Below are 26,105 nucleotides of genomic sequence, written 5' to 3'. Positions count from 1 at the left end.
TATGGACCATGATAAAGGAGGATTCAGCTATGACGACGATGACTGTGAAATCGCTGCTGGACACCGCGAAAGGGGTACAATGGCTTCAGGGTAGAGGCTGGGTTTATCAGCTGCTGATCGATTTTCTGGAGAATCCGCCAAGCTTGTCGCAGATTGCTTTGTGGCAGCGGCAGGCTGCAATGCGCGAGGAAATGGCGCTGACGGAAGGGGGACGCCGGCTTCAGGAGCATTGGGGCAAGCTGGAGCCTTGCGAGCTCTCGGATGTATGCCGTATGGAGACGAAAGAATATGAGCGTCTGTTTACTGGTCCGGATGCCCTTCTCCCTTGTGTATGCGAAAGTGTATACCGTACAACGGATCAACGCAGCGGTCACCGCTGCCTGCAGCAAATCCGGGAGGCCTATGCGGCCTGCGGCATTGTATTTAACAAGCTGCAGAGCGAAAAGGATGATCATCTTACCATTGAGCTCGAGTTCATAGCCGTCGCGGGCGAGCATATGGATAACACGCAAGGCTTGCCGGAGTGCCAGCTGATGTGGCTCGATACGCAGATTGATTTTCTGGAGAATCACCTGCTGCAGTGGACGCCACGTCTCTCGAATGAGTTAACGAGTCTCGCACGCACTCCACTGTACCGGGAAATCGGGCATATTGTGAGCGAATTTATTCCATATGATCTACAAATGCTTCGCTTGCTGCGGGAGGAACTGGCTGGCTGACGCGAGTGCCGGTTGAATGGATCATGCGATAAATCCAGAAACGAATATGCAATACAAAAAGGACGCATCCTCTCCCGGCAGGGAGGGAACGCGTCCTTTTAAATAATCAAAGCTTCAAATCTTAATCATCCACTTTGGGTTTGCGGAACTTCATCAGGAATTCGTACACAACCGGTACGATGACGAGCGTCAGCAATGTGGAACTGATCAGACCACCGATAACGGTAATACCAAGGCCTCTGGAGATGATACCCGCGCTGTTCTCAAGTCCCGACACCAGCGGAAGTAGGGCTCCAATGGTGGCAAGAGCTGTCATCAGGATCGGGCGAAGACGGGTGGCACCTGCTTCGAGCAGGGCTTCACGCGTTGACATGCCTTCGCGTTCCTTGTGAATAACGCGGTCGATCAATACGATGGCGTTGGTAACAACGATACCGATCAGCATCAGCGCACCCATGAGAGAGGATACGTTGAGCGTTTCTCCGCCAATCCACAGGCCGACAAGCGCACCGATGATTGTGAACGGCAGGGAGAACAGGATGGCAAATGGTGCAAGACCGCCGCCAAAGGTCACAACGAGCACGAAATACACAATAGCGATGGCTGCAGCCATGGCCAAGCCAAGCTGTGTAAAGGTGTCATTGATCTGTTCGGTGGTTCCGCCGAACTTGATCTCTACGCCGTCAGGCTTATCGATTTTGTCGATTTGCTTTTGCAGGTCGCTAGAGGCTTGACCTACATTCGAAGATACGATGTTGGCTGTTACGTTCACGACCATTTTGCCGTCTGTGCGCGTAATCGTATCTGGGGAAGTCCCTTTTTCAACCTTGGCTACATCCTTGATCGGTACCTTCATACCGAGTGGAGATGTAAGGGTCTCATTCGAGATTTCATCGACACTCTTATATTCCTTGCTGTCCGCTTCAATGTACACTTTGTAGTCTTTGTTATCGACCTTGATCTCTGTGAGTACAGGGCGTTCCCGTACCGGGCTGAGCTTCATGGCGATTTGACCGGCTGTAAGACCCATCGAACTGAGCTTTTGCTGGTCAGCGACAATGGTGTACTGATCATAGGCTTTGGACAGGCTGGTTTTTGCTTTTTCAAAATTGGTCTTGTCTGCTTCAACCAGCTTCAGAACCTGATCGGATACCGGCTTGATGTCATCCAGGCTGTTGCCGAATACGCTGACGCTGAGTGAGCTTCCGCCCATGCCGCCGGACATATCCATCGTAGCCCATTCACCCTTGGCGACCTGTTTTTTCAGACCTTCGACCAGGTTCTTCTTCACGTCTTCAAAATCCTTGGTGTCTTTCTTATATTCAACATAGAAGAGTCCGGAGTTTGAGGATCCTCCACCCATCGGATTGCCGCTTCCACCAATGGAATACTGCATTTTATCTACGTTTGGCTGCTCAAGAATATATTTCTCGGCATCCAGTGCACGCTGCTCAACCGTTTCAAGCTGGGCACCGGGCTCTGGAGAGTAGGTTACCATTACATATTTATCTTCCTGTTCCGGCATGAAGCTGGTACCGATGAGCGGAGTCAGGAAGCAGCTTGCAACGAGCAGGACCACGGCGAGTCCGAAAGTGATCAGCTTATGAGACAGCGACCAGTTCAGGATGCGTTGATAGCCGCGGGCCATTTTGCCCGGTTTGTCGTGATCATGTTTTTTGGATGTCTTGATGCCTTTTTTGAACAGGGAATGCGCGAGCATCGGCACCAGGGTAATCGCAACCAGCAGCGATGCCAACAGGGCGAAGACCATCGTAAGCGCAAACGGCAAGAACAGTTCGCCGACCATGCCGCTGACGAAGGCAAGTGGCAGGAAGACGGCGATCGTAACAATCGTCGAAGACATGATCGGTACGAACATTTCACGGGTTGCTTCACGAACCAGCTCACGTCCACGCAGCTTCTCGCCGCCGCTGGTCATCCGCCGGTAAATATTCTCGATAACGACAATGGAGTCATCGACGACACGCCCTATGGCTACAGTCATCGCGCCCAGGGTCATCATGTTCAAAGTGATATCCATTCTCCACAAAATCAGCAGAGCGATCAGCAGGGAGAGCGGAATGGACAGAATCGAGATGATAGTAGAGCGGATGTTTCTCAGGAAGATGAGAATGATGAGGACGGCGAACAAAGCGCCGAATACCGCTTTACTCATCATCGTGGATACCGCATCTTCGATTGGCTTGCCTTGGTCAAGCAGTACGGTCAGGTTCATGCCTTTGAACTCGCCTTCAAGTTCCGTGGCTTTATCCTTAACGGCATTGACGACATCCACCGTGTTGGCATCGTTATCTTTAACGATCTGCAGACCAATGGATGGCTTGCCGTTCGTACGGGAGACAGATTCTGCTTTGCCGATGACTTGAATATCAGCGATTTCGCTCAGCTTTACGGTTGGAATGCCGGCAGGAATGCCTTGAGCCGCATTACCTTGTACGGATGCTCCAGAACCTTGGGCAGCGCCACCGTTCGTACCTTGCGTACCAGCAGGGGCTCCTTGGCCTTGGGCACCGCCGGCGCCAGAGGCTGCTCCGCCTGGGCTAGGAATAACAGGAATCGTCAGGTTCTTCAGATCATCCAGTGAGATGATATTGCCATCCACAACGACGGCCTTCGAGGACTGATCCAGTGTGAACAGACCAAGAGGGACACGAATGGACGAGCCTTGGACAATGCCCTTCACGGTATCTTCAGAAAGACCGAGCTGGGCCATTTTTTCTTTATTAAACTTCAGCTGCACTTCTTTGACATATTGACCGGAAATGGAGATCGAGGCTACGCCGGGAATTTTCTCGAGTGCAGGCTCAACTTGATTCTCAATGTTCTTGGTCAGCTTCTCCAAGTCGTTGGAGTCGTCTGATGCACTTAGCGAGACGACAGGGAAGGAGCTCATGCTGAATTTGGAAATGGTAGGCTTCTGAGCCCCTTCAGGCAAGGTCACCTCATTCAGTGCCTCGCGGACAGCCGCGGTCGCCTGGTCCAGATCGGAACCATAATCAAACTCCATCGCAATGTTGGCGGCATTCTCCATCGAGGTAGAGGTGACGGTCTTCACGCCATCCACATTACGCAGCCGCTGTTCGAGCGGCATGGTTACATCCTGTACAACACCTTCAGGGGCTGCTCCAGGATAAACCGCGGTGACACTTAGAAAAGGGATGTTAATGTTCGGTATCGTCTCTTGCTTCATCGACAAACCGCTGTAGAGTCCGGCTGCTGCAACGATGACGGTTAGTATCCAGACAGCAAATTTATTGTTTAGTGAGAAATTAATAATTCCTTTCATTTCGCAGGTTTCTACTCCTCTCTATATACCTTTCAAATACGTTCATGAACGGTCAGTTCTTGAGTCCACATAAAGCAGGTAAATCTCCTTCAGTTCTTCACTCATCGGCGAGAGCTCCGGTATCTGCTCCAGATTGCTCATCATTCCGATCAGAATGGCCTTACGCGGCTCGATATCCAGCAGTTCCTTTTCAATAATCTGAATGGAATCGAGTCCGAATTCCCGCCTTGCTTCATCCATTTGGATATCCTTCAGCTTATCTTTCATCTGCTTGGTTACCATCAGGGGATGACGCAGGCTGCCGGAAGCGTCCATATACTTCTCCATCCATTGTGACCATATCTGCGTGGCTATAAGCGGTTCCTTGCGTACGCGGAGCGTGCTGGCAACCACATCATCCAGAAGCGTGATCAGATGCTCTGCCATTCTGCGTACGTTCAGCGGCAGCCCCGGAATCATCAGCATGCGGATATATCCGCTGAGCATCCCGCCGACAAACAAGGTAAGATCCATGGTATACGGCTGTACATCCTGTCCGTAGATCAGGATCAGCTTGTTATGGAACCAATTCAGCGCATGCATATGCTTCTCGCGAAGGCAACCGTCCAGAGCGGGTTTTTTGCCGCCCATATGCTGGTCTCGCATCTGCATCATGACGAATTCACGCAGCTCAACCAGACGGTTCAGAAGAACTTCAACCTGCTTGTGAAGCTGTTCTTTGGGAGTCAGAAGATGCTCCTGCTCCACCTGCATGACACTGTCACGGATCATCCCCTCGCAGTACAGATAAATACTCTGCTCGAGCTCTTCTTTGGACTTGAAGTGCAAATAAAGGCTTCCCTTGGACATACCGCAGTACTCCGCGATTTCCTGCATAGAGGTAGATGATATCCCTTTGGTGGAAAACAGCTGCAGGGCGGTCTTCAGAATCTGCTTCTTTTTGTCCGCCAGTTTCTCAGACAAATGAACATTCACTCCTTTCTGAACACTTCGGTTCTCAATTTGACCGTGTAGTCAAAATGATTATATTACAAAAGGCAGGGTAGATACAAATCTACGGTGTCGCTTCGTGTTTTCCAGTTAATAGGCAGGCGTGAAGATGAATGGAATAACGTCCTTTGACGTCTTCCGACAGATTCAGCTAAAGCTAGCGGCCGAGGCATTGCGGGGATTGTTTAGCAAGCGGCTAAGAATTCCTCGTAACAAAAAACCGCCGGAAGGCGGCTCACATACAGGTATACGGATGAAATGAGGTTTGGATTCTTTTTTTAATAAGCCAGTCATATTGGAAGGGTCTCATTATCCGGTTTCAAGAGATGCTTCGCGCAGATAAGTCTGCATATGCTTTAGCTTCTGCGGATTTTTGATCATATACAAATGCTGCACCTGGTCTCCGGACTCGCTGAATTGAAAGCATAACACCGATTTAACCTCTGCCTCACTTGTATAGACTAGATTGATCTCGCCGTTGATCTCAGCCATATGCACATTCCAGGTACGCATGTCCCGGTAAGCTTTGGGTGATGTAAAAAGCCTCAGGAGGCGTTCACGGCTGACGATCGGCCGGATGGCTGCACGCGCTGCACCTCCGCCGTCTGAAATCAGAACCGCGTCTTCAGTCAGCAGACTGAGCAGCGTCTCGGGATCATAATGCAGAAAGGCATTGGCGAACCGCTCCACCATCGCTTTCCGCTGCCCCTGTGCAATCGGAGTGGAGGGGATTTCACTCCCTTTAAGCTGTTGCTTCGCCCGGCTGAAAATTTTGCGGCAGTTGGCCTCCGACTTGCCCGTCATATCCGCGATCTGATCATAGTCGTACTCAAACACCTCCCGCAGCAGGAAGACCGCGCGTTCCACCGGTCCAAGCCGCTCCAGCATCAGCAGGTAGGCATAGGACAGGGTGTCCTTTTGCTCCGCGGCAAGCTCAGGGAGCTCGGCTGTCCCGGTGACCGGTTCCGGCAGCCACTCTCCGATATACTCTTCCCGCTTTTTCTTTGCCGAGTGCAGCAGGTTCAAACAGCGGTTGGTCACGGACTTGGCGATATAGGCTTTCATGTTTTGCACATCAGCCCTATTTTTAACCGCCAGTTCTGCAAAAAGATCCTGAATGATGTCCTCCGCATCGGTGAACGTACCCAGCATGCGGTAGGCAATGGACAGTCCGTAGGTGCGGTAAGTGCGGTAAAGCGATTCGATTTCTGTTTTCTCAGTCATCCGTAAACCTCCCAAGCTTCCGCCGACCAGATGCGGCCGTTGTTGTCTATGCTTAACACCGATTTGTGAACGAATTCTATAATCATCATTATACTCGTGCAGCCATGAGCATTTCATCATAAATGCTTCGCAAGCAGCAAGAAACCCTGCGCCTTATAAAAGGACAGGGTTTCTTGATATGCAAGGGGAACCGATTCCCCGGCTCCCATCGGTCACGCAAAGCATCCCGGGAACATGCCCGTCGATATTGCGATCCGGTTCCAGCTGTTGATTGTATTGATGGCTAAGATGAGCTCCATGAATTCCTTTTCATCAAAATACTCCCGGGCGTGCTCATATACCGCGTCCGGTACCCCTTTTTCGGAGATCCGTGTTACAGCTTCAGCCAGCTCCAAAGCCGCCCGCTCCGTTTCTGTGAATATCGGAGCTTCCCGCCAGGCGCTCAGCAGCAGAATGTGATCCTGATACTCCCCGAGCTTCAGCAGATCCTTGGCATGCATATCGAGGCAAAATGCACATCCGTTGATTTGGGATACACGGATCTTAATCAGCTCATGCAGCACAGGATCGATCGCACTGCTCGAATCGGCCTTCTGCAAGTTCATCATCGCCTGAAATACATGCGGACTTGTAGTCCGGTAATTTAATCTTAGTTTCATCTAATTTCTCCTCCTTTGTGCTTACTTAAGGAAGACAAAGGAGGAGTCCGTTTTGTGACAAGAATTAAGAAATTAATTTAAGTCCCACGGCCGAACCGAGAATCATGGCAATAAACAGGATACGCCGCCATTCCTTTGGCTCTCCGAATATAAACATGCCGACGATCGTGCTGCCCACCGTTCCAATTCCGGTCCATACCGCATAAGCCGTGCCCATCGGGAGCGTATTCATCGCGTAGGAGAGGAGCAGGAAGCTGCCGGCGAAGGAGGCAAACATAAGTGCATAAGAGGACCAGCCCTTCTTCTGCGTCACGCCCTTCATCCCAATAACCCCAAAAATTTCACATATTCCTGCAAGTACAATTGCTACCCAAGCCATCACACATCCGCTCCTTTCTTACTGCCTTCTTCACTGGTAATCATCTTCAATCCGACGACACCTGCGAGCAGCAAAAGAATAAGCAGCGTTTTCGACCAGCGGAACGGCTCACCGAAGACGAGCATCTCGGTCACGACCGTACCTGCCGTTCCAAGGCCTGTGAAGACTGCATAAACTGTACCCACAGGTAGATGCTTCGACGCTTCAACAATGAGATAAAAGCTTATGATAATGGCGACTGCCGTCAAAATCCATTCCAGGATGTTGCTTGAATGCTTGAGGCCAGATACCCACAGCACCTCCACAACACCGCCTAAAATAACAAATAACCAATGCCTGTTCATGATGTTACCTCCTCTATAATCCTTTCCGGGCTTCAAATGCTTGAATACCGGCCCAGTAGATCGGCCAGGATGCTTTCAGTCTTCGCTGCGCGCCCGGGAGCCCGCCATACACCATTTCTACAAGGATGCCATCCGTCAGCGTCATATATGCAAGAGCCGCATCTTCGGATGGAACGATGTGCACTGTCCCGTCCCTTTTCGCCTGCTCCATCAGCTGGACAACCCTTCTCTCCATGGAGTCAAGGAAAGGGTAAATGAGCTCCATAACCTCATCGTAGAGGGAAGACGGCGGAAAAAAGGCCATCCGCAGCACGAACTTGCTTTCGTTGCTTCGGGTATATTCCTCTTGCAGAAATTCCAGCAGCTCGGACAGACGAACTTCCAGCGGCTGATCCTTCCGGCTGATAAAGTAGCGGGTGATCCGCCGCTTTTCCTCCTTGAGCGCATTTTTCAGCGTGCTAAGAAACAGATCATCTTTCCCCTTGAAATGGGCGTATATGGAAGGCTTCTTGATCCCTACGTCTTCCGCTATTTTCTGCAGGGAAGCTCCTTCATAACCTTCCCGGGCAAAATGGGCAAGCGCGGTATCCAAAAGCATGCGTTTTGCATTCATAGCCATACCTCCTTTTCTTAACTACCTAACGATCGTTAGGCTTATCTTTTCACGAATATGATTTCCTGTCAAGGTTTCTTAATGACACAAAAGCGGCTGCATTCCGTAAAAGTGCATCGAAAAGACTTTTTTATACGTATCATATAGGAAGATGGGCCCGGTTCATGTAAAATATAGTTTACTGGTTCTAAGTGAAACGTTATGTCAAAAGTGATATATAAGCGAGGGAAGATATGAGAAGGGGAATACAGGCTGTCATTGTTGCCGCGTTATTATTTGCATTTTATTATTTCGGCTTTGGCGTTTTCGGCAAGACGGCGGGTACCATCGTCAGTATTTTCTCCACCCTGACGGTCGTATCGCTCGGATTTATGATTTTTATGGAGAACAGGAATCCTTCCTCAACCATGGCTTGGATACTGCTGCTTGCGCTCGTGCCGGTCGTTGGACTGTTTTTTTATTTTTTGTTCGGGCAAAATTACTTCAAACGCCGCAAATTCAACAAGAAGGCTGAGCAGGATTTGAAGACATACGAGAGACTGGAAGAGGGAAGCGTGCGCGTTCATCCCGATCTTTCGGGATTCAACCCGATGCAGCAGCAGCTGCTCCGTCTGTCGCAGAGGTTGGCACGGACTCCAATATCCTTTTCGAGCGAAACCAAGATTCTGACGAATGGAAAAGAAACCTTTTCCACCCTGCTGCAGGAGCTGCAGAAGGCCAAGCATCATATCCATATGGAGTACTACATTTACCGCGCCGATGATATCGGGACCCGGATTCAGCGGATATTGATTGAAAAGGCCAGATCGGGTGTTCATGTGCGCTTTATGTACGATGCCTGGGGCAGTATGCAGCTGCCGAAATCATTTCTGCGAGAGATGTCGGAGGCCGGGGTGCAGGTAGTGGCTTATGGAAGCTCGAAGGCGTTCTTCCTCTCGAGGGTGAATTACCGGAATCACCGCAAGATTGTTGTCGTTGACGGTAATGTCGGCTTTATCGGCGGCCTGAATGTGGGAGATGAATATTTGAGCCGCAGCTCCGCATACGGATTCTGGCGCGATACGCATATGTCCGTCAAAGGCGAGGCCGTGAGAACGCTGCAGATCATTTTCCTTCAGGACTGGCATTACATGACGGGTGAGCAGGTGCTTGAGGCTGAATACCTGTCACCGCTCCTGTCAGAGGAGAACAGCGGGGCCGTGCAAATTATACCAAGCGGGCCTGACAATGACCGTCGCGCGCTCAAAAATATTTTTTTCTCCATGATTACCTCCGCACAAAAATCAGTGTGGCTGGCTACACCCTATTTCATACCGGATGATGACATTCTTACCTCCCTGCGGGTTGCCGCCATGTCGGGCCTGGATGTACGCATCCTGTTCCCGTCCAAACCGGATAAATGGCTGCCTTTCCTGGCGTCGCATTCCTATTTTCCGGCGCTGCTGGATGTCGGAGTCAAGATTTATGAATATGAAAAAGGCTTTCTGCATTCCAAGCTGCTGATCATCGACGGAGAAGTGGCTACGATCGGTACGGCGAATATGGACATGCGCAGCTTTCACCTGAATTTTGAGGTGAATGCGCTGCTGGTTCAGACGGAAAGCGTGCAGCGTATCGTATCGGATTTTGAGCGCGATTTGAAATCGACCAAGCAGATTGTTCCTGACACATTTATGAAAAAAAGAATCTACGAGCGCTTTCTGGAGTCGCTCGCACGGCTGATGTCCCCGCTTTTGTAGGGTGGAAGAACTGAGCCTGGAGTTGACAGCGGCGCCCGGGCATTTTATTATTGTTGATAATGATTATCATTTATTAGACATATATATTTCACGGGATCACTGTGACGGATAACATATACTTAAAGCTATCAACTGAAGAACAGAGAATGGGGAGGTAACCGGCGATGACCCTTTTGCAAACCGAGGCACTGACGCTCAGTTACGGAGATACGGAGATAATTAAGGACCTCAGTCTTCATGTCCCTGAAGGCAAAGTGACCGTGCTGATCGGCAGCAACGGATGCGGCAAATCAACTTTGCTGCGTTCGCTGGCGCGCCTGCTCAGACCCAAGAGCGGATCTGTGCTTCTGGACGGAAAAGAAATACACCGCACTTCTACCAAAGAGGTTGCACGCAGTATGGCCATTTTGCCGCAGGGTCCTACAGCGCCTGAGGGGCTGACGGTGCTCCAGCTGGTGAAGCAGGGGCGGTATCCTCATCAATCCTGGCTCAAGCAATGGAGCGCGGAGGATGAACGGCTGGTTCACGAGGCGCTGGCAATGACAGGACTGTCCGATCTCGCGGAACGTACAGTGGATTCCCTTTCAGGCGGACAACGTCAGCGGGCATGGATTGCCATGACGCTTGCCCAGAATACGGATCTGATTTTGCTGGACGAACCGACGACCTATCTCGATCTCAGTCACCAGATTGAAGTACTGGATCTCTTGTATGAGCTGAATCGTGAGCAGGGACGTACCATTGTCATGGTGCTGCATGATCTGAATTTGGCCTGCCGCTATGCGGATCATATGATTGCGGTCAAGGACCAGGGAGTGCACTGCGCCGGAGCGCCGGAAGATGTGCTGACTCCTCAGATGGTTAAGGAAGTATTCTGCATGGACTGCATGATCGCAGAGGATCCGATCTTTGGCACTCCGATGTGCGTTCCGCACGGAAAAGGCCGTATATGCGGAGAACGCTGTCAGTTGAAGGCCGTATGTGAGAAATAAATGCGAATACGATATAAAAAGGTGTTCTGCCCTTGGCAGAACACCTTTTCTTTTTTTGCGCGGCTTGTCCACAGGATTTACATCTTAGAAGGTGGTGAATCCAAGTGCCTTCTGAATACGGAAGAGCATGTCTTTGAACCAAGTGGATTTCTCCTGATAGGCGCTTAAGTCCAAGCTGAAGGAGCCGCCCTTATTGTTCCATAAACGGTCGAAATAGCCCTCCATCTGAAGATCAAGCGCTGCTCCTGAAGGGACGGACACCCATAGGTCGTTCTCGAGATTGTAGTTGTCGAGATTACGCGGGGTCATATTGGTGGAGCCGCCCAGGATAATGGACTGCGCGTCCGGTTTATGGATATACATCATTTTCGTGTGAAACTGTTCCTCGGTTGTATGATACCACCGGATCGCAATGCGTTCCTTTGAGCGTTTTGTCAGCTCGGCAGCAACCGGCCGGTTAGGAATACCGATTTTCTCCTGTCCAAACGCATTTTCATTCGGATCCAGCAGAAGCCTTATCTCTACGCCGCGATCTGCTGCGGACAGCAGTGCATTCATCACCTTTTCATCGGCAATGTAGAACATGCCCATCCAGAGCGTATCGCCTTTTTTGGTGGCGTCGATCTCTTGGAGCACGTATTTATACACTTTTCCCTCTGTCAGATAGCGCACGCCGATCGGGCCATCATTTGCCTTTATCTTAGCACTCTCATCCGGAATGTACTGCGGAAGCTGCCCGCCGTTCGACAGATCGGCTGCAGCTTGCTCGGAGGCCAGAATATCCTTGATAATCGGTCCCTGAACCTCAAAGGCGACATTGGAGTGATAGGCACTGGCGTCATGAACATTGCCGGAGGAGACCAGAGCCGTATTCTCGCTGACGACGACCTTCCGGTGATTGGCCTTCACATTGACGAGCTTCAGGTAAGAGCGGACAGTCATCTTGGGTCCGTCGCTTGCCATCAGATTCGGAAGCCAGCCTTTGCCCGATTGGCCGAACCATTGGAAAAATGTGCGCCACACCGAAGAGTAGATCGGATTGGAATCACGGAGCGGATCCACATTCGTCACAATGACCCGGATTCCCGCTGACTTCATCTGCTCCAGCAGCGGATTGGGGGCAGAGCCGTAATTGGTGTTCACATCATCGGTAATGAAGACGATATCCATATCGGGATAGGTCTTTTTATGCTGAACCAGCTTGTCCGTCAGCCCTTGGCTGATCTTGGGGAACTCTTGCCCCTTGTGGGTGTAGTTATTAAAAAGGAACAGGTCTATGACGAGAAATTTGCGTGAATGGTCCACAATTTCGTTGATTCTTTGGAGAATCTGCTGCTCACTGACGACCTTTCCGCTTGGATCCGGGTAGGTTAAATCATGCAGAAAACGAACCTGCTTTACATGGTAGAGCGGACTATCGTAGGAAATACCCGGAGGAAGGGGCTTATGCGTCTGATAGACAATAACGCCCGCCAGCCAGAGAACCAGCAGAGCCAGGACACTGAATACCCAGCGGCGCTTTCGTGGTTTGGGCTTGCTGATTGGGTCTGCCTCTGGAGCTGCTGCGGCTCTATAATATCTGCTCTGTTGATCCGTATCTTGTCCCATCTGTATCCTCCTTTTAAGAAATGATGTTCGACGAATATGAGTTTAAGCCATGGACGCTTGTTCCGAATCTGATCCTTGGTTCCGTAAGATATTAACGTCGAAACACCCGGTTTGACGCAGAAGCTGCTTTATCAGTGGCTTTTGCAGGCGGGCAGGAAAGGGAAAAGCTGTACAGCCTTTAGAAAAAGGTGCTGTACAGCAGATATATATTTAATGCGGCGATGACGACCGCAACGATTCTGGCAAGGACACGAACCCATTGGGGAGCGAGAAACGGTCCCATTTTAACCGGATCCGAAGTGAATTTAACAAGCGGGAAGACCGCAAAGGATAGCTGGAGGGAGAGGACGACCTGGCTGAATATGAGCAGCTGGCCGGTGTAGCCTTCACCATACAATCCAATAACGATAATCGCGGGAATGATGGCAATCAGCCGTGTAATCAGCCGCCGAATCCATGGCTTCAATCGGAGATTGAGAAAGCCCTCCATCACGATTTGCCCGGCAAGCGTACCGGTTAGGGTGGAGTTCTGACCTGAAGCCAGCAGCGCAACGGCAAACAGGATACTGGCCATGCCGGTGCCAAGAAGCGGGGTGAGCAAATGGTATGCGTCCTGAATCTCCGCTACTTCAGTATGCCCCGTAGAATAAAAGGCAGATGCAGCCAAAATCAGAATAGCAGCATTTACGAACAGCGCGATGGTCAGAGCAACGGTCGAATCAATGGTGGCAAAGCGGATTGCGGATTTTTTGCCTGCTACGCTTTGATCGATTTTGCGGGTCTGGACGATCGATGAATGCAGGTACAGGTTATGCGGCATGACGGTCGCGCCGAGCATTGCGAGGGCAATATACAGCATCTCTGGATTGGTAACGATATCTGTCGTAGGTACGAAACCGCCCATTACACCCGCCATATCTGGTTGGGACAAGAAGAGCTCTACGCCGAAACATAGGATGATAATCGCGATAAAAGAGATGACCATGACCTCGATATGCCGGAAGCCCTTATTCTGCAGCATGAGTACAAGGATGACATCAACGGATGTGATCAGTACACCATATAGCAGAGGTATGCCGAATAGAAGCTGGAGTGCGATGGCAGTTCCGATGACTTCCGCAAGATCGCAAGCGGCGATGGCGAGCTCGCACAGCACCCATAGACCCATGCTGACGGGTTTGCTGTAATGGTCGCGGCAGGCCTGGGCCAGATCACGGCCGGTGGCGATGCCGAGGCGGGCAGAAAGAGACTGCAGCAAAATTGCCATGAGGTTGGAAATCATGATTACGGATAAAAGCGAGTAATTGAACATGGCGCCCCCGGCCAGATCGGATGCCCAGTTCCCCGGATCCATGTAACCAACCGCAACGAGATAACCGGGTCCGGCGAAGGCTAGCAGCTTGCGAAAAAAGCCGGCCTTCAGCGGGACTTTCATGGATTGATGGACTTCCGGCAGGCTTGGAGTATCATTTCGCTTCCGCCAGCCGCGGCTGGTGGAAGCTAATCTGCTTTCTTCACTGGCATTCATGTGTAGCATTCACCTTCCTGTAGCAATGATATATTCACGGGACGATCATAAATGACCAAAAAGGATGGAGCGGCCTGGGCTCAAACTTGCTACCTCATCATATGGATTGGGCCCGGTAGAATTGCATGTACTTAAAACATTTTCCTGAGGGAAACATTAGGGATCGTTTTTCCTGGAGTGACATACTCCGGTGCATCATGTATAATCGGTGTATTAAATTTGTAGAATGTTAGATGAGTGTTCCCTTGCTCATGAACGTGATGATCGGATAAAAGTTAAAGAGAGTGTGAGCAGTGTGTATTCCATTAAACAGGTTTCCGAAATGCTGGAAATTCCGACAGTGACCCTGAGGGCGTGGGAAAACCGGTACGGAGCGGTTAATCCAACGCGTACGGAATCAGGATACCGGGTGTACAGCAGTGAAAATATTGAAGATCTGAAGTGGCTCAAGGAGCAGGTAGAAGACAAGCATATGAGCATTTCTCAAGCCGTTTTATTACTGAAGGAGTACAGGAAAGAGAAGCGGCAGGTTCATGCCTTCTCCGAGCCGCCTGTCGGCAGCTCAAAGGAAGCTTTCTCGAAAATGTCGGATCAGATTTACCGTACGCTATACCAGTTCCAGGGCGAGCGGGCTAATGGATTGATTGACTTCGGCTTTTCGATGTACGGCTATGATTCGATGTTTTATCATGTGCTGGTTCCTGTGCTGATCCGTGTAGGGGATGCATGGGAATCTGGAAGAGCAACCGTGGCGCAGGAGCATTTTATGACGACGCTGATCTCGCAGCGGTTTTATCAGTTCTTCCACTTGTTTCCGATCTACCCGAAGCTTCCGAAAGTGCTGTCATTTTGTCCGGAGGGAGAGCATCATCAGGTTGGTTTAATGTTGTTCTCGTTATTTCTGCGTAAAAATGGTGTCGAGGTGTTGTACCTTGGTGCCAATACACCGCTTAATGGGGTGCTGGACATGATCGGAGAGCAGCATGTGCAATTGATCTGTATTTCGACGATGAGCAGTGAGCTCGTTCCGGAGTCGGATGCGTTTGTATCGCTGATTGCCAGACGGTATCCGGATGTGAATTTTATTCTTGGCGGTAAAGGTTATGAAAGCGCGGCACAGCCGATGCACCCGGATTGGGTAATGAAGGAGCCAGCGGACAAGTGGCAGGATTGGTTTGAGACAAGTCCGTATTTCCGTTGAGTATACTTCCGAACATGGGCTCCCAATTGCCTAGCTAGTACAACAAAAAAGCCTGTCTGAACTTAAATGTTCAGCAGGCTTTTCTTATGCACTAAATATGTAATCTATCTATCAGGCTGAAATAGTAGGTTTTACAAAATTGTATAATATTTAGTTGATATTTGTATTGGATTTGTATAATGTTTATAAATGGAATAAACACTGGCTGGCTTTGCCATGTAATCCGGACATCCAGTCTTGGTTGGAGAGGTGCGTCATCATGTCTCTATGAGGATGTACTGCTTTTGTACATATTTGTATATTTGCCGCCGGTTATTACTGCCGGTATTATTTGGTTAATGGGGTATGACGATATGATCATTTGGGCGGGAGCAGCGACCCTGATTGGCTGTCATCGCGATAAGTTCCTGGCAGACAGGAGTCACCGGGCGAGGTTACATAAGGAAAGTCAGGCGTTATGAGTGACACATCAGGCTGTTATTATCGGAGCGGGCCTCGGCGGATTATCATGCGCGATCACGCTCGCTTCTAAAGGCTGGAAGGTTACGGTGCTGGAACGCCAACATACACCGGGCGGGAAGCTGCAGCGTATCCAGCAGGGAGGATACATGTTTGACCGCGGGCCGAGTACGATTACCATGCCCCATGTTTTTCGCGGAATCTTTGAGCAGGGGGGCGCCAAAATGGAGGACTATGTCAGTCTTTACGAATTGGAGCCGCGCTCGAGAAGTATTTTTGCAGATGGCTCCGTAGTGGACATGACCCGGGATGTAGAAAAAATGAAAGATCAAATATCGACATTCAGCCCTTCCGATGCCCTGCAATATGAGAATTTTCTTCGGGAATCCGCTGAGCTGTATCAACTTTCGGAAGAGCATTTCTTAAACCGTCTTCTGCTGCATTGGCGGGATAAGGCGAGTCCGTCCATGCTGCGCAGCCTATTGAGAGTGAGGCCGATGACCTCCCTGAAATCTCTGCTGTCTCGCTATTTTAGTCATCCAAACACGCTGGCGATGATAGGAAGATATTCGACCTATGTCGGATCATCACCCCATCAGGCTCCATCCATATTTGCCATGCTTGGTCATGTGGAAGCGGAAATGGGCGTTTATGGCGTTCGCGGCGGAACATACTCTATTGTGGAAGGTATGGTCAAGCTCGCTAAGGAGCTTGGCGTCGAGCTGGTTACCGGTACGGAAGTGAAACACATTGTGGTCAAGGGCGGCAGAGCGGCTGGCGTGGAAACCGATAGCGGATATTATAAGGCGGATACGATAATCTCGAATGGAGATGTGCTCACAGTGAATCGGACGCTGCTGGATGAAGTTGACCGCCCCTCCATGCGTAATGAGAAAATCAGCAGTTATGAGCCGTCTCTTTCAGGCTTTGTCATGCTTGCAGGAGTGCCCCGCCAGTATAACAGGCTGCTGCATCATACCGTCTTTTTTCCGGAGCAGTATGGTCGTGAATTCCAAGAGATTTTCATGGACAAGCAGCCTCCCGAGCACCCTGCATTATATGTCTGCCATTCGGGATATTCTGAATCGGGCATGGCTCCAGATGGCTGCAGTAACCTGTTTATTTTAGCCAATGCACCTTACCTCAGCCCGCTGACGAACTGGAACAGAGAGACGGAAGCTTATGGCGAAAAAGTGCTTGCTGATCTGAAAAGCTATGGTCTGACCGACATCGATCAAAATCAGGTGCTGCTCCATTACACGCCGCAGGATATTGCAGATGATACGCTGGCTCACAAGGGAGCCATTTACGGCATATCCTCGAATTCGATCAGGCAGACCTTTTTCCGTCCAGGCAACCGGAGCAAGGATGTTAAAGGGCTGTGGTTTGTGGGGGGCGCGACGCATCGGGGCGGAGGGACGCCGATCGTGACATTGTCCGGCAGACTTGTAGGTGAATATATCGACTCACATAAGGTATAATATATTTTTCGAGATTCTTGAACGGGCAACGGGTATTCACTTCAATAAATAGACTTCTTAAGAATCCTCAAACCATCACAGCGCAGAAAGGAGCCCCGCCATGAATGGAAAACCTGCAGATAACCGGTCACTGCTGCCTGAAGTGCCAACGGGTGAACGGAAAATAGAACATGTACGGCTATGTCTGAACGAAGAGGTAGGGAGCGTAGGGATTACATCCGGACTGGAAAAATACCGCTTCCGCCATAATGCGCTGCCTGAAACGGATTTTAACGAGATCTCTCTGAAAACATCCTTTTTAGGAATGCCGGTACGCACCCCTCTGCTGATTAGTTCGATGACAGGCGGCAGCAAGGCTACAGGGGCCATCAATGAACGGCTCGCGGCGGCGGCCGAAGAACGGGGCTGGGCAATCGGTGTCGGCTCGGTGCGGGCTGCCGTGGAAAAAGAAGAGCTTGCCCCGACGTTTCACGTACGGAGGCACGCTCCGACCGTACCGGTCATTGCCAATCTGGGCGCGGTTCAGCTCAACTACGGCTTTGGTGCGGATGAATGCCGCCGTGCCGTTGATATTGCGGGCGCGGATCTGCTGGTGCTCCACTTGAATGGACTGCAGGAGCTGTTCCAGCCGGAAGGCAATACGAATTTCAGCGGCCTTTTATCCCGAATTCAGCAGGTATGTCGGCAGGTACATGTCCCCGTCGGTGTCAAAGAGGTCGGTTGGGGAATCGATGGAGAGACAGCGGCGAGGCTGTTTAGCGCCGGCGTGGACTTTGTAGACGTGGCCGGTGCCGGGGGAACCTCATGGAGCCAGGTCGAAAAATTCCGCAGCAAGGATGCGGTTCGCCGCGCGGCAGCGGAGGCTTTTGCCGGCTGGGGTATTCCTACAGCTGAGTGTATTACCGAGGTGCGGAAGGTGTCGCATAAGGCGGGACTCATCGGCAGCGGCGGTTTGACAAACGGGGTCGACGCCGCCAAGGTACTGGCGCTTGGAGCGGACCTGGCGGGATATGGCCGCAGTGTCCTCGGTCCGGCGGTGGAATCGGAGGACTCGCTGCATGCAGCTCTCGCCCAGGTGGAATTTGAGCTCCGTACGGCAATGTTTGGAATCGGGGCAGGCGATATCGCTGCGCTTCGGGGAACGACAAGGCTGGTAAGGAGCATGTCATAGTGTCCATCAGAAAGCCTTTGGTCCGTTAGAAACGGGGACTGGAGGCTTTTTCATGTGAACGGAATCAACGGGCCTTTATCTTGATGACCCCAAGGTTCTAATATATAATGGGTAGGACTTGAGAGGCTGTGCCTCTGGTTTGAAGAGAAATGTTATTAATACAGCTAGCCCAGGCTTTTAGCCCATTCTAATATGAAATAGGAGTGTCATATCCATGGCTTTGAAAGCAGGTATCGTGGGGCTGCCGAACGTTGGCAAATCCACTTTGTTTAATGCAATTACGCAGGCGGGTGCAGAATCCGCCAACTATCCATTTTGTACGATTGATCCGAATGTAGGTATCGTTGAGGTGCCGGATGAGCGTCTGGACAAGCTGACCGAGCTTGTGAAGCCGAACAAAACCGTTCCAACGGCTTTTGAATTTGTGGACATTGCGGGTCTGGTTCGCGGTGCAAGCAAAGGCGAAGGACTTGGCAACAAGTTTCTGGCCCATATCCGTGAAGTCGATGCCATCGTTCATGTTGTGAGATGCTTTGAAGACGAGAACATCACTCATGTTGACGGTAAGGTTGACCCTGTCAGCGACATTCAGACCATTAACCTGGAGCTGATTCTTGCCGATCTGGAGAGCGTAGACAAGCGTATCGATCGTTCCCGCAAGAACATGAAGGGCGGCAACAAGCAGTATGAGCAGGAGGTGGCTGTGCTCGAACGCGTGAAGGAAGCCCTTTATAACGATCAGCCTGCACGCAGCATAGAACTGACAGATGATGAGAAAGCCATTGTCCGTGATCTGCATCTGCTGACCCTGAAGCCTGTTCTCTATGCGGCAAATGTCAGCGAAGATGAAGTATCCGAAGCCGATAACAATCCGTATGTGCAGCAGGTCAGAGACTTCGCCGCGGCGGAAAATGCCGAAGTAGTGCCGATCAGTGCCAAGGTTGAGGCTGAAATCGCCGAGCTTGAAGGGGAAGACAAGGCCATGTTCCTGGAGGAGCTGGGTCTGGAAGAATCGGGCCTGAACCGTCTGATCAAAGCAGCGTACCGCCTGCTGGGTCTGTACACATACTTCACAGCTGGCGTGCAGGAAGTCCGTGCATGGACCATCCGCAAGGGAATGAAAGCTCCACAGGCAGCAGGTGTCATTCATACGGACTTTGAGCGCGGTTTTATTCGTGCCGAGGTGGTTTCTTATGAAGATCTGGTTGCAGCAGGTACCATGAATGTAGCCAAAGAGCGGGGCCAGCTCCGCCTTGAAGGTAAAGAATATGTTGTTGCAGACGGCGATGTCATGCATTTCCGTTTCAACGTGTAATCATAATCATGCTATAAAAAAAGCCTGCCGTCATGGCAGGCTTTTGTATTTGAACTGCCGGATATTCCGGCAGTTTTTTCTGTTTCTTCAAAAAGGGAAGCTACTCCCCGTAATTCACCTTAATGCTGCCATTGGTTGTCGACAGCTCGACCTTATGGGAGCCTTCACCAAGCGAGGCTCTGGCCTTCTTATCGTCGCTTTCCCCGCTCCAGGGAATGTCACCCTTGATGGAGGAGTTGGTTGTTTTTGCCTTAATAACAGCATTGGTGTTTTGCGGAATGTCGAAGGCAATGCTGCCGTTCGTGCTGCTGCAGGTCCAATCTCCACCAATGGTTGAAGCACCTTTGATGGAGCCGTTCGTTGTCTTAGCCGTTAACACGCCGGCGATCTGATCCAGCGTAATGGAGCCGTTGGTGGATTTGATCTGAGCCGCTCCCCCGATATCGGTCACATGAACGGAACCGTTGGTCGTTGTTGCAGAGACGCTCCCCTTGATGTTTTCCATCGTGATCGACGAGTTGGTGGTGACGGCCGTGAACCCCGATTCCAATTGTTCTCCTTTAACAGAGTAATCCTTGGTATGCACCTCGACCTCGAGAGCTTTGGGAAGCTCGACATTAAAATATTCATCGTCAGGGCTGTATCCGATATTAAAGAATGAATTCGGGTTGTCTTCGAGCTGTATAACGAGTGTGTCTCCCGAGGGATTGATTTTGAATTTCTCCTTAGTCTTGCTGTCGGCAGCCTCCTGACTGGAGACATCCCGGAAGCGGAATCTGCCATCATACGAAAGCTTGGCATCGTCCGTTCCGGTCACATTGATTTTTGCATGGTCGACCCGGATTTCAACGCGCTTGATGCTGCCGCCGACTTCCGTGGATCCTTGTATGGTACTTGCATATCCTTGATTAAATAAGCTGCTCCAATTCGGCACGACGATCTGGGCGGCGCTGACAAGCAGCAGCAGAACCAGAATCGTAATGCTCCCTCCCCCAAGACGGATTCGTTTTTCAGAGTGAATGACATTAGCCAGCACTACCTCCAAGCCGAGGAGAATCAGCAGCACAGGCCCCACATATTTTAGCATCTCAAAAGAAAGGACATGGTTGAACTGCAGCAAAATCATGACGCCAATGCCGATTAAGCCGATGGCTGTGGTCCACCTCCCTACTTTAACGGTGGGTGGAGCATTATTAATGGGGGTGTTCATATAGATTCGCTCCCTTTGCGCTCGGGTCTCTTAAATAATAGCCACAGACCGTATCCGATCAGTGCGACAGCCAGCAGCACGCCGGCTACGTTTTGCTGAAGCAGCCAGTGCCATAGACCAGGGAAAATGGTCATCAGCAGCACCATCCCGCCAACAAGGATGCAGCCTGCGCCGGTCCAGAGCGGATTCATGGAGTTTTCCCGCTGGTACCCCCCAAGCGTCATCCAGTCCTGAGCGGTCCAAGGATAGCCGAAGGTCTCCTGACCCATCATCATTCGCTCATGTTCTGCGGAAGCGGCCTTCATCCAGGTAGCCTTTTGCAGTGCGTCAAACATTTGATAGAACCACAGAATCGCCAGCGCGAAAGAGAAGACGAGCGGAATGGATGGTATTAAAATAATACAGGCGCAGGTGCCGACCATAATCTGCAGTCCCTGTTTGGTAAAATTGAGGTACAAGTGGCCTAGTCCGGGAATAATAGCAAGCAAAAACGTAATCCATTTACTTTTCTTAATCATCGTTTACCCTCCTTCATAATATGGTCCACGGAATTGGAGAATATCTCCGTTGCCTGCGTAATACCTGTTCCCAAATGCTCGAATACACCGAACTGGAATAGGCAAAAGGCTATGCAGGCCGCCAGTCCGAAATGGGCGATCATGGTTTTCCGTGAGTCCTTTGGCTTCATACGCGAAGCCTGACGTTTATATAGCGGTGGCATCTGCCGGATTTCATTCATGATGTCAGCGGTCATATCGGGAATATCGGGAATATCAAGCTCCAATTCAGGCTGCTGCCAGATGCGGGCCATCTCCTGAACCTCCTCGAGCCAAGCCTGGCATGCAGGACAGGTACGAAGATGCTTTTCAATGTAAAGGGAGGATTCGGGCGGCAGTTCACCTGCGGAATAAGCCCCCAGCTGGTATTGTATAAATTCACATTTCATCGTAATTCCTCTCCTTTCTTTCGCATCATAGCCCTTGCGCGGTACAGCTGGGATTCCACCGTTTTAGCTGTAATTCCACGCCTGTCGGCAATTTCCTGATAAGAGCATTGTTCAAAATAATACATCTGGACGGCTGACCGGTAAGGCTCAGCCAGCTCGTCGACAATCCTTCGGAGTTTACTGCTCCGTTCCTCGGACAGAAAGATCTGCTCAGGCGTTTCATTTGTTACCCAATCGTTCTCACTAACCTCTCCCGGACTCCGCCGTGCCTGCTCGCGCTGATGCGCGCGTTTCCAGTCGAGACATTTACGGACGGCAATCTGGTAGAGCCAGGTGGAGAAGGAGGAATCTTCACGGAAGGCGGGCAGCGCCGAGTAAGCCTTCATAAAAATATCTTGCGATAAATCTTTGGCCGATACGTCATCGGCTGTTATTTTCAGGCACACATGGTACACCATACTCTGATAACGCTGCACCAGAAACTTATAGGCTTCCGGATGGCCGGCCTTGACCGCCCGGACCCACTGTAGCTCTTCCAGTCTTCTCCCCTCCTCCTGCATCAATTAGTTTGACGCCGTATCTTTTTATATCCCTGCAAAGTTTTTTGGAAAAATTAATTAGGAAGACTATCCATTATTTCCCTACGGATTAAAAAAGACAAGAAGAATTTTGCGAAGCAGCTGCGTTTAGCTTCCCTCACCATTTTACATCTGGCAAATATGTATATTCCATGGTATAATAAAAAGTCGTCTGTCCATGGTGGATTAACCGGAAGGATGAACGGCGCTTTTGCTTCAATAAATTATCGAAAGCACTTTGAAACAGGAGAGGTGAACTGCCTTGTTGGACAGATTACAAGCCTTGGCAGACCGCTATGAAAAGCTTAGCGAGCTGCTGTGTGATCCTGATGTTGTGAACGACAGCAAGCGACTTCGGGAATATTCCAAAGAACAATCCGACTTACAGCCCGCATTCGAGGCGTATACTGAATATAAAACTGTAACTGAAGAGCTGGATGCCGCGAAAGTCATGCAAGGAGAAAAGCTTGATGACGACATGCGTGAAATGGTGAAAATGGAAATCGATGAGCTGTCTGCCCGCCAGACGGAGCTCGATGAACGCATTCGCGTATTGCTGCTTCCAAAGGATCCTAATGATGATAAGAACGTTATCGTCGAAATCCGTGGAGCAGCCGGCGGAGATGAAGCAGCGCTGTTTGCTTCCGACCTGTACCGCATGTACACACGTTATGCCGATAATCAGGGATGGCGCGTGGAGCTGATGGACGCCAATACGAGTGATCTCGGAGGTTTTAAAGAGGTTATCTTCATGATTAACGGACGCGGCGCGTACAGTAAAATGAAGTACGAAAGCGGCGCGCACCGCGTGCAGCGTATTCCGGCGACCGAATCGGGCGGACGGATTCATACGTCAACGTCAACGGTAGCGGTAATGCCTGAAGTTGAGGACTTTGATATTGAAATTCATGACAAGGATATCCGCGTGGACACGTTCTGCTCAAGTGGTGCGGGCGGACAGTCCGTTAATACGACCAAGTCAGCCGTGCGTGTAACGCATGTTCCGACGGGCATCGTAGCGACCTGTCAGGACGGCAAATCGCAGAACTCGAATAAGGAAAAGGCACTGCAGGTGCTACGCGCCCGGATCTTCGATATGAAGCGTCAGGAAGAAGAAGCGAAATATGCCGGCGAGCGTAAAGGCAAGGTCGGCACCGGTGACCGCAGTGAACGGATCCGCACCTATAACTTCCCGCAAAGCCGTGTGACAGATCATCGGATCGGACTTACGCTGCATAAGCTGGATCAGGTAATGAACGGTGAGATCGAAGAAATCATTTCCGCACTGAACATTGCTGAACAAGCGGATATTATGGAAAAAGGGGAATAACGCTTTGCATGAAACCACATTTGTGATGTCGCCAAAGCAAACGATACGGGAAGCCTTCATAGAGGCTTCCTCTTTTTTAACAGCATGCGGAGTCACGGAGCCGCAGCGCAGCGCCCAGCTGCTGCTGGAGCATGTGCTGAAGCTCGAGGGAGCGGCCTATTACATGGCGCTGACCGAGCCGTTCCCGGCAGAATGCAGAGAGCCGTGGGAGCAGGCCGTTTCACGCCGCGGGGCAGGAGAGCCGGCGCAGTATATAACGGGAGAGCAGGAGTTCTACGGCATCCCGTTTGAAGTGACGCCGGCCGTGCTTATTCCGCGGCCGGAGACGGAGCTGCTTGTGGAGGCTGTGCTGACGCAAGCGAAGCGGCTGTGGCCGCAGGGCGCCATGCCAAGCGGCGACGCCAACGGCGGAGACGGCGCGCTGCGCCCGCTCGAATGCGCCGACATCGGCACCGGCAGCGGCGCGATCGCCGTTACGCTGGCGCTGCAGGCCCCGCGCTGGCATGTCCGTGCCAGCGATATCTCGCAAGGTGCGCTGCAGGTCGCCGCGCGCAACGCCGCTGCCAACGGCGCTCAGGTTGCCTTCCTGGAAGGCAACCTGCTTGAGCCGTTTGCAGGCGGTTGGTTGGACATCCTCGTGTCCAACCCGCCTTACATCCCTGCAGCCGACATTGACGGCCTGCAGCGGGAGGTGCGCGACCATGAGCCGCGCACCGCACTCGATGGCGGTACAGACGGCCTTGGGCCGTACCGCCTCATGATGGAGCAGCTGCCGCTGCTCCAGGCCCCGCCCCGGCTCATCGGATTTGAGCTCGGGCAGGGCCAGGCGCAGGATGTCGCAGAGCTCCTGCGCGCTGCGGGCCACTGGGACGAGATTATCATCGTCCCGGATCTGGCGGGTATTGAGCGACATGTACTCGGCGTATCGACGAGAATACGTTAATTTTCCTTTGCATCCAGTTTAAACTACAATAGAGATATTGAAGTTGGGATATCACCCAATCCTTGAATATATTGGAGGATGCCGCATGCTGCAGAAATTCAAACGAATGGATATGTCCATCATCCTGATCCTGCTGGCACTTATGGCTTTCAGCCTGTTTTCCATTTACAGTGTTACCACGGGCAGGGCGAAGATCGGGCACTATACGGAACGCATGGCTATTTATTACGCTGTCGGATTCGTGGCCTTTTTGGGTTTCTCGCTGGTCAGCTATAAGCTGCTGATCAAGTATGCCTTATATATTTATCTTTTTGGCCTCATGCTGCTGGTGCTGGTGTTGTTCATTGGCAATGAGTATTACGGAGCCAAAGGATGGATGACGCTGCCGGGTGGCCTCAGTCTGCAGCCTGCGGAATTGTTCAAGCTGTTTCTCATTATTTTCTTATCTTATATGCTGCTGCGAAAGCGCAAAAACAAGCTTTCCTTCTGGTGTGATGTGGTGCCGCTTGGTATGTTGACGCTTGTACCCTGGCTGCTGGTCATGGCGCAGAACGATCTGGGTAACGCGCTCAGCTACATGATGATCCTGGCCGGGTTGCTCTGGATTGGCAATATCAAGTATACGCATGCACTCATCGCGTTGGTCGTGGCCTTCGCTGCCGTTTTCAGCGGCATTCAGGCATATATCCATTATCATGATCAGGCGGTCAAGCTGATTAGTGAGGATTTGGGCAAAAAGCACTGGATTGCGCGGTTTGATCCATGGCTTGTGCCGGACCTAGCTTCACGAGATGTCAGTTGGCAGACCTATAATGCGAAGCTGGCCATCGGTTCGGGCGGCATTGAAGGCAAGGGCTACATGAAAGGCACCACGATTCAGTCCGAAAGGGTGCCGCTGGCCTACGCCGATTCCATATTCGTTCAAGTGGCCGAGGAATACGGGTTTATTGGTTCATCGGTTCTGCTGCTTTTATATTTTATCCTGATCCACCGTCTGGTTCTGATCGCAGCCGATTGCCGCGACCGGGCTGGACCTTACCTGATTACGGGGATTATCACCATGTTCGTCTACCAGATTTTCGTGAACATCGGTGCCTTCATCGGCCTGATGCCGCTCACGGGCATTACGCTTCCTTTTATCAGCTACGGTGGAACCTCGCTGCTCATCAACATGATGAGTATCGGGATTGTCATGAGCATCCGCATCCATGGACAGGAAGAGGAAGATCCGTTTCCGCTGCCGGAAGGACCGGTGGAGAGTGGCTGGATCAGCAGAACTTTTCAGCATATCCGCAATGGATTTATCAGGAATTGAATCTAGCATGGCTATTCCTTTACAATAGACAAGTGAGATTTGACACGCATCACG

The 26,105-nt window shown here is 51.1% G+C and carries 24 protein-coding genes; 11 read left to right on the top strand and 13 right to left on the bottom strand.

The genetic code is table 11. The annotated features are described in order from the left end of the window. The first annotated feature begins 29 nt into the window (after window positions 1-29). Entirely contained in the window at window positions 30-719 is a 690-nt protein-coding gene (locus tag E6W40_RS19000) for a TorD/DmsD family molecular chaperone (RefSeq protein ID WP_168928984.1), read from the top strand. 121 nt (window positions 720-840) lie between these two features. On the opposite strand, the gene E6W40_RS18995 is transcribed toward E6W40_RS19000, so the two are convergent. From E6W40_RS18995 to E6W40_RS18965, 7 genes are all read right to left on the bottom strand, one after another. After that, window positions 841-4,026, bottom strand: coding sequence for an efflux RND transporter permease subunit (locus tag E6W40_RS18995; protein WP_136607209.1), 3,186 nt, complete (start codon window positions 4,024-4,026; stop codon window positions 841-843). Between the two features lie 42 nt (window positions 4,027-4,068). After that, window positions 4,069-4,989: a TetR/AcrR family transcriptional regulator gene (locus tag E6W40_RS18990; protein WP_136607208.1), complete on the bottom strand. Its 921-nt coding sequence runs from the start codon at window positions 4,987-4,989 to the stop codon at window positions 4,069-4,071. A 336-nt stretch (window positions 4,990-5,325) separates the two neighbouring features. Further along, window positions 5,326-6,240, bottom strand: a complete 915-nt coding sequence (locus E6W40_RS18985) for an RNA polymerase sigma-70 factor (protein WP_136607207.1) — start codon at window positions 6,238-6,240, stop codon at window positions 5,326-5,328. 212 nt (window positions 6,241-6,452) lie between these two features. Continuing rightward, window positions 6,453-6,899: a carboxymuconolactone decarboxylase family protein gene (locus tag E6W40_RS18980; protein ID WP_136607206.1), complete on the bottom strand. Its 447-nt coding sequence runs from the start codon at window positions 6,897-6,899 to the stop codon at window positions 6,453-6,455. A 64-nt stretch (window positions 6,900-6,963) separates the two neighbouring features. Then, window positions 6,964-7,278 (bottom strand): DMT family transporter, encoded by a 315-nt coding sequence (locus tag E6W40_RS18975; RefSeq protein WP_136607205.1) that lies wholly within the window; start codon window positions 7,276-7,278, stop codon window positions 6,964-6,966. Continuing rightward, window positions 7,278-7,622: a DMT family transporter gene (locus tag E6W40_RS18970; RefSeq protein WP_136607204.1), complete on the bottom strand. Its 345-nt coding sequence runs from the start codon at window positions 7,620-7,622 to the stop codon at window positions 7,278-7,280. The genes E6W40_RS18975 and E6W40_RS18970 overlap by 1 nt, the downstream gene beginning before the upstream one ends. A gap of 13 nt (window positions 7,623-7,635) precedes the next feature. Further along, entirely contained in the window at window positions 7,636-8,235 is a 600-nt protein-coding gene (locus tag E6W40_RS18965; protein WP_136607203.1) for a TetR/AcrR family transcriptional regulator, read from the bottom strand. A gap of 233 nt (window positions 8,236-8,468) precedes the next feature. Here E6W40_RS18965 and cls point away from each other — a divergent pair, with 233 nt between their 5' ends. Beyond that, window positions 8,469-9,974, top strand: coding sequence for a cardiolipin synthase (gene cls / locus E6W40_RS18960; RefSeq protein WP_136607202.1), 1,506 nt, complete (start codon window positions 8,469-8,471; stop codon window positions 9,972-9,974). Between the two features lie 164 nt (window positions 9,975-10,138). Further along, window positions 10,139-10,966, top strand: a complete 828-nt coding sequence (locus E6W40_RS18955) for an ABC transporter ATP-binding protein (protein WP_136607201.1) — start codon at window positions 10,139-10,141, stop codon at window positions 10,964-10,966. Between the two features lie 84 nt (window positions 10,967-11,050). Here E6W40_RS18955 and E6W40_RS18950 read toward each other — a convergent pair whose 3' ends face one another. Then, complete coding sequence (locus E6W40_RS18950; protein WP_136607200.1) at window positions 11,051-12,574, bottom strand: phospholipase D family protein; 1,524 nt, start codon at window positions 12,572-12,574, stop codon at window positions 11,051-11,053. 178 nt (window positions 12,575-12,752) lie between these two features. Then, complete coding sequence (locus E6W40_RS18945) at window positions 12,753-14,102, bottom strand: Nramp family divalent metal transporter (RefSeq protein WP_136607199.1); 1,350 nt, start codon at window positions 14,100-14,102, stop codon at window positions 12,753-12,755. Window positions 14,103-14,397: 295 nt separating this feature from the next. On the opposite strand from E6W40_RS18945, the gene E6W40_RS18940 reads away from it, so the two are divergent. The 5 genes from E6W40_RS18940 to ychF all read left to right on the top strand — a co-directional run bounded on the left by E6W40_RS18940 (window position 14,398) and on the right by ychF (window position 19,729). Then, complete coding sequence (locus E6W40_RS18940; protein WP_136608144.1) at window positions 14,398-15,303, top strand: MerR family transcriptional regulator; 906 nt, start codon at window positions 14,398-14,400, stop codon at window positions 15,301-15,303. Window positions 15,304-15,587: 284 nt separating this feature from the next. Continuing rightward, the gene (locus tag E6W40_RS29560) at window positions 15,588-15,764 is read left to right on the top strand and encodes a hypothetical protein (protein WP_168928983.1); all 177 of its coding nucleotides are present in this window, start codon (window positions 15,588-15,590) and stop codon (window positions 15,762-15,764) included. Further along, on the top strand, window positions 15,765-17,243 hold the full coding sequence (locus E6W40_RS18935) for a phytoene desaturase family protein (protein ID WP_136607198.1): 1,479 nt from the start codon (window positions 15,765-15,767) through the stop codon (window positions 17,241-17,243). A gap of 100 nt (window positions 17,244-17,343) precedes the next feature. Continuing rightward, window positions 17,344-18,414, top strand: coding sequence for a type 2 isopentenyl-diphosphate Delta-isomerase (fni, locus tag E6W40_RS18930; protein ID WP_136607197.1), 1,071 nt, complete (start codon window positions 17,344-17,346; stop codon window positions 18,412-18,414). 214 nt (window positions 18,415-18,628) lie between these two features. Further along, the gene (gene ychF / locus E6W40_RS18925) at window positions 18,629-19,729 is read left to right on the top strand and encodes a redox-regulated ATPase YchF (protein ID WP_136607196.1); all 1,101 of its coding nucleotides are present in this window, start codon (window positions 18,629-18,631) and stop codon (window positions 19,727-19,729) included. Between the two features lie 100 nt (window positions 19,730-19,829). On the opposite strand, the gene E6W40_RS18920 is transcribed toward ychF, so the two are convergent. The 4 genes from E6W40_RS18920 to E6W40_RS18905 are packed head-to-tail and all read right to left on the bottom strand — an operon-like array spanning window position 19,830 to window position 22,445. Beyond that, complete coding sequence (locus tag E6W40_RS18920; RefSeq protein ID WP_136607195.1) at window positions 19,830-20,939, bottom strand: DUF4097 family beta strand repeat-containing protein; 1,110 nt, start codon at window positions 20,937-20,939, stop codon at window positions 19,830-19,832. Further along, window positions 20,936-21,457 carry a hypothetical protein gene (locus tag E6W40_RS18915; protein ID WP_136607194.1) on the bottom strand — a complete coding sequence of 174 codons (522 nt, stop codon included), beginning with the start codon at window positions 21,455-21,457 and terminating at the stop codon, window positions 20,936-20,938. Before E6W40_RS18915 ends, E6W40_RS18920 begins: the two co-directional genes overlap by 4 nt. Beyond that, window positions 21,454-21,885, bottom strand: a complete 432-nt coding sequence (locus E6W40_RS18910; protein WP_136607193.1) for a zf-HC2 domain-containing protein — start codon at window positions 21,883-21,885, stop codon at window positions 21,454-21,456. Before E6W40_RS18910 ends, E6W40_RS18915 begins: the two co-directional genes overlap by 4 nt. Next, on the bottom strand, window positions 21,882-22,445 hold the full coding sequence (locus tag E6W40_RS18905) for an RNA polymerase sigma factor (RefSeq protein WP_136607192.1): 564 nt from the start codon (window positions 22,443-22,445) through the stop codon (window positions 21,882-21,884). Before E6W40_RS18905 ends, E6W40_RS18910 begins: the two co-directional genes overlap by 4 nt. A gap of 280 nt (window positions 22,446-22,725) precedes the next feature. Here E6W40_RS18905 and prfA point away from each other — a divergent pair, with 280 nt between their 5' ends. The 3 genes from prfA to E6W40_RS18890 all read left to right on the top strand — a co-directional run bounded on the left by prfA (window position 22,726) and on the right by E6W40_RS18890 (window position 26,051). Then, entirely contained in the window at window positions 22,726-23,793 is a 1,068-nt protein-coding gene (prfA, locus tag E6W40_RS18900; protein WP_136607191.1) for a peptide chain release factor 1, read from the top strand. A gap of 25 nt (window positions 23,794-23,818) precedes the next feature. Then, on the top strand, window positions 23,819-24,736 hold the full coding sequence (gene prmC / locus E6W40_RS18895; RefSeq protein ID WP_211147069.1) for a peptide chain release factor N(5)-glutamine methyltransferase: 918 nt from the start codon (window positions 23,819-23,821) through the stop codon (window positions 24,734-24,736). An 85-nt stretch (window positions 24,737-24,821) separates the two neighbouring features. Beyond that, window positions 24,822-26,051 carry an FtsW/RodA/SpoVE family cell cycle protein gene (locus E6W40_RS18890; protein ID WP_136607189.1) on the top strand — a complete coding sequence of 410 codons (1,230 nt, stop codon included), beginning with the start codon at window positions 24,822-24,824 and terminating at the stop codon, window positions 26,049-26,051. The last annotated feature ends 54 nt before the right edge of the window (window positions 26,052-26,105 follow it).

The sequence above is a fragment of the Paenibacillus dokdonensis genome (assembly GCF_004916975.1).
GTDB lineage: Bacteria > Bacillota > Bacilli > Paenibacillales > Paenibacillaceae > Paenibacillus_AQ > Paenibacillus_AQ dokdonensis.
Note: the sequence above shows the minus strand (reverse complement) of the source record. Positions and strands in the feature narration are given on the sequence as shown.

Excerpts from the sequence above, each read along its gene's own strand:
- E6W40_RS18945 (WP_136607199.1), bottom strand. The coding sequence starts at position 14,102 with ATGAATGCCAGTGAAGAAAGCAGATTAGCTTCCACCAGCCGCGGCTGG.
- E6W40_RS18920 (WP_136607195.1), bottom strand. The coding sequence starts at position 20,939 with ATGAACACCCCCATTAATAATGCTCCACCCACCGTTAAAGTAGGGAGG.
- E6W40_RS18950 (WP_136607200.1), bottom strand. The coding sequence starts at position 12,574 with ATGGGACAAGATACGGATCAACAGAGCAGATATTATAGAGCCGCAGCA.
- E6W40_RS18965 (WP_136607203.1), bottom strand. The coding sequence starts at position 8,235 with ATGAATGCAAAACGCATGCTTTTGGATACCGCGCTTGCCCATTTTGCC.
- E6W40_RS18910 (WP_136607193.1), bottom strand. The coding sequence starts at position 21,885 with ATGAAATGTGAATTTATACAATACCAGCTGGGGGCTTATTCCGCAGGT.
- ychF (WP_136607196.1), top strand. The coding sequence starts at position 18,629 with ATGGCTTTGAAAGCAGGTATCGTGGGGCTGCCGAACGTTGGCAAATCC.
- E6W40_RS18980 (WP_136607206.1), bottom strand. The coding sequence starts at position 6,899 with ATGAAACTAAGATTAAATTACCGGACTACAAGTCCGCATGTATTTCAG.
- E6W40_RS18975 (WP_136607205.1), bottom strand. The coding sequence starts at position 7,278 with ATGGCTTGGGTAGCAATTGTACTTGCAGGAATATGTGAAATTTTTGGG.
- fni (WP_136607197.1), top strand. The coding sequence starts at position 17,344 with ATGAATGGAAAACCTGCAGATAACCGGTCACTGCTGCCTGAAGTGCCA.
- E6W40_RS18915 (WP_136607194.1), bottom strand. The coding sequence starts at position 21,457 with ATGATTAAGAAAAGTAAATGGATTACGTTTTTGCTTGCTATTATTCCC.
- E6W40_RS18995 (WP_136607209.1), bottom strand. The coding sequence starts at position 4,026 with ATGAAAGGAATTATTAATTTCTCACTAAACAATAAATTTGCTGTCTGG.
- E6W40_RS19000 (WP_168928984.1), top strand. The coding sequence starts at position 30 with ATGACGACGATGACTGTGAAATCGCTGCTGGACACCGCGAAAGGGGTA.
- E6W40_RS18985 (WP_136607207.1), bottom strand. The coding sequence starts at position 6,240 with ATGACTGAGAAAACAGAAATCGAATCGCTTTACCGCACTTACCGCACC.
- cls (WP_136607202.1), top strand. The coding sequence starts at position 8,469 with ATGAGAAGGGGAATACAGGCTGTCATTGTTGCCGCGTTATTATTTGCA.
- E6W40_RS18905 (WP_136607192.1), bottom strand. The coding sequence starts at position 22,445 with ATGCAGGAGGAGGGGAGAAGACTGGAAGAGCTACAGTGGGTCCGGGCG.
- E6W40_RS18970 (WP_136607204.1), bottom strand. The coding sequence starts at position 7,622 with ATGAACAGGCATTGGTTATTTGTTATTTTAGGCGGTGTTGTGGAGGTG.
- E6W40_RS18890 (WP_136607189.1), top strand. The coding sequence starts at position 24,822 with ATGCTGCAGAAATTCAAACGAATGGATATGTCCATCATCCTGATCCTG.
- prmC (WP_211147069.1), top strand. The coding sequence starts at position 23,819 with ATGTCGCCAAAGCAAACGATACGGGAAGCCTTCATAGAGGCTTCCTCT.
- E6W40_RS18955 (WP_136607201.1), top strand. The coding sequence starts at position 10,139 with ATGACCCTTTTGCAAACCGAGGCACTGACGCTCAGTTACGGAGATACG.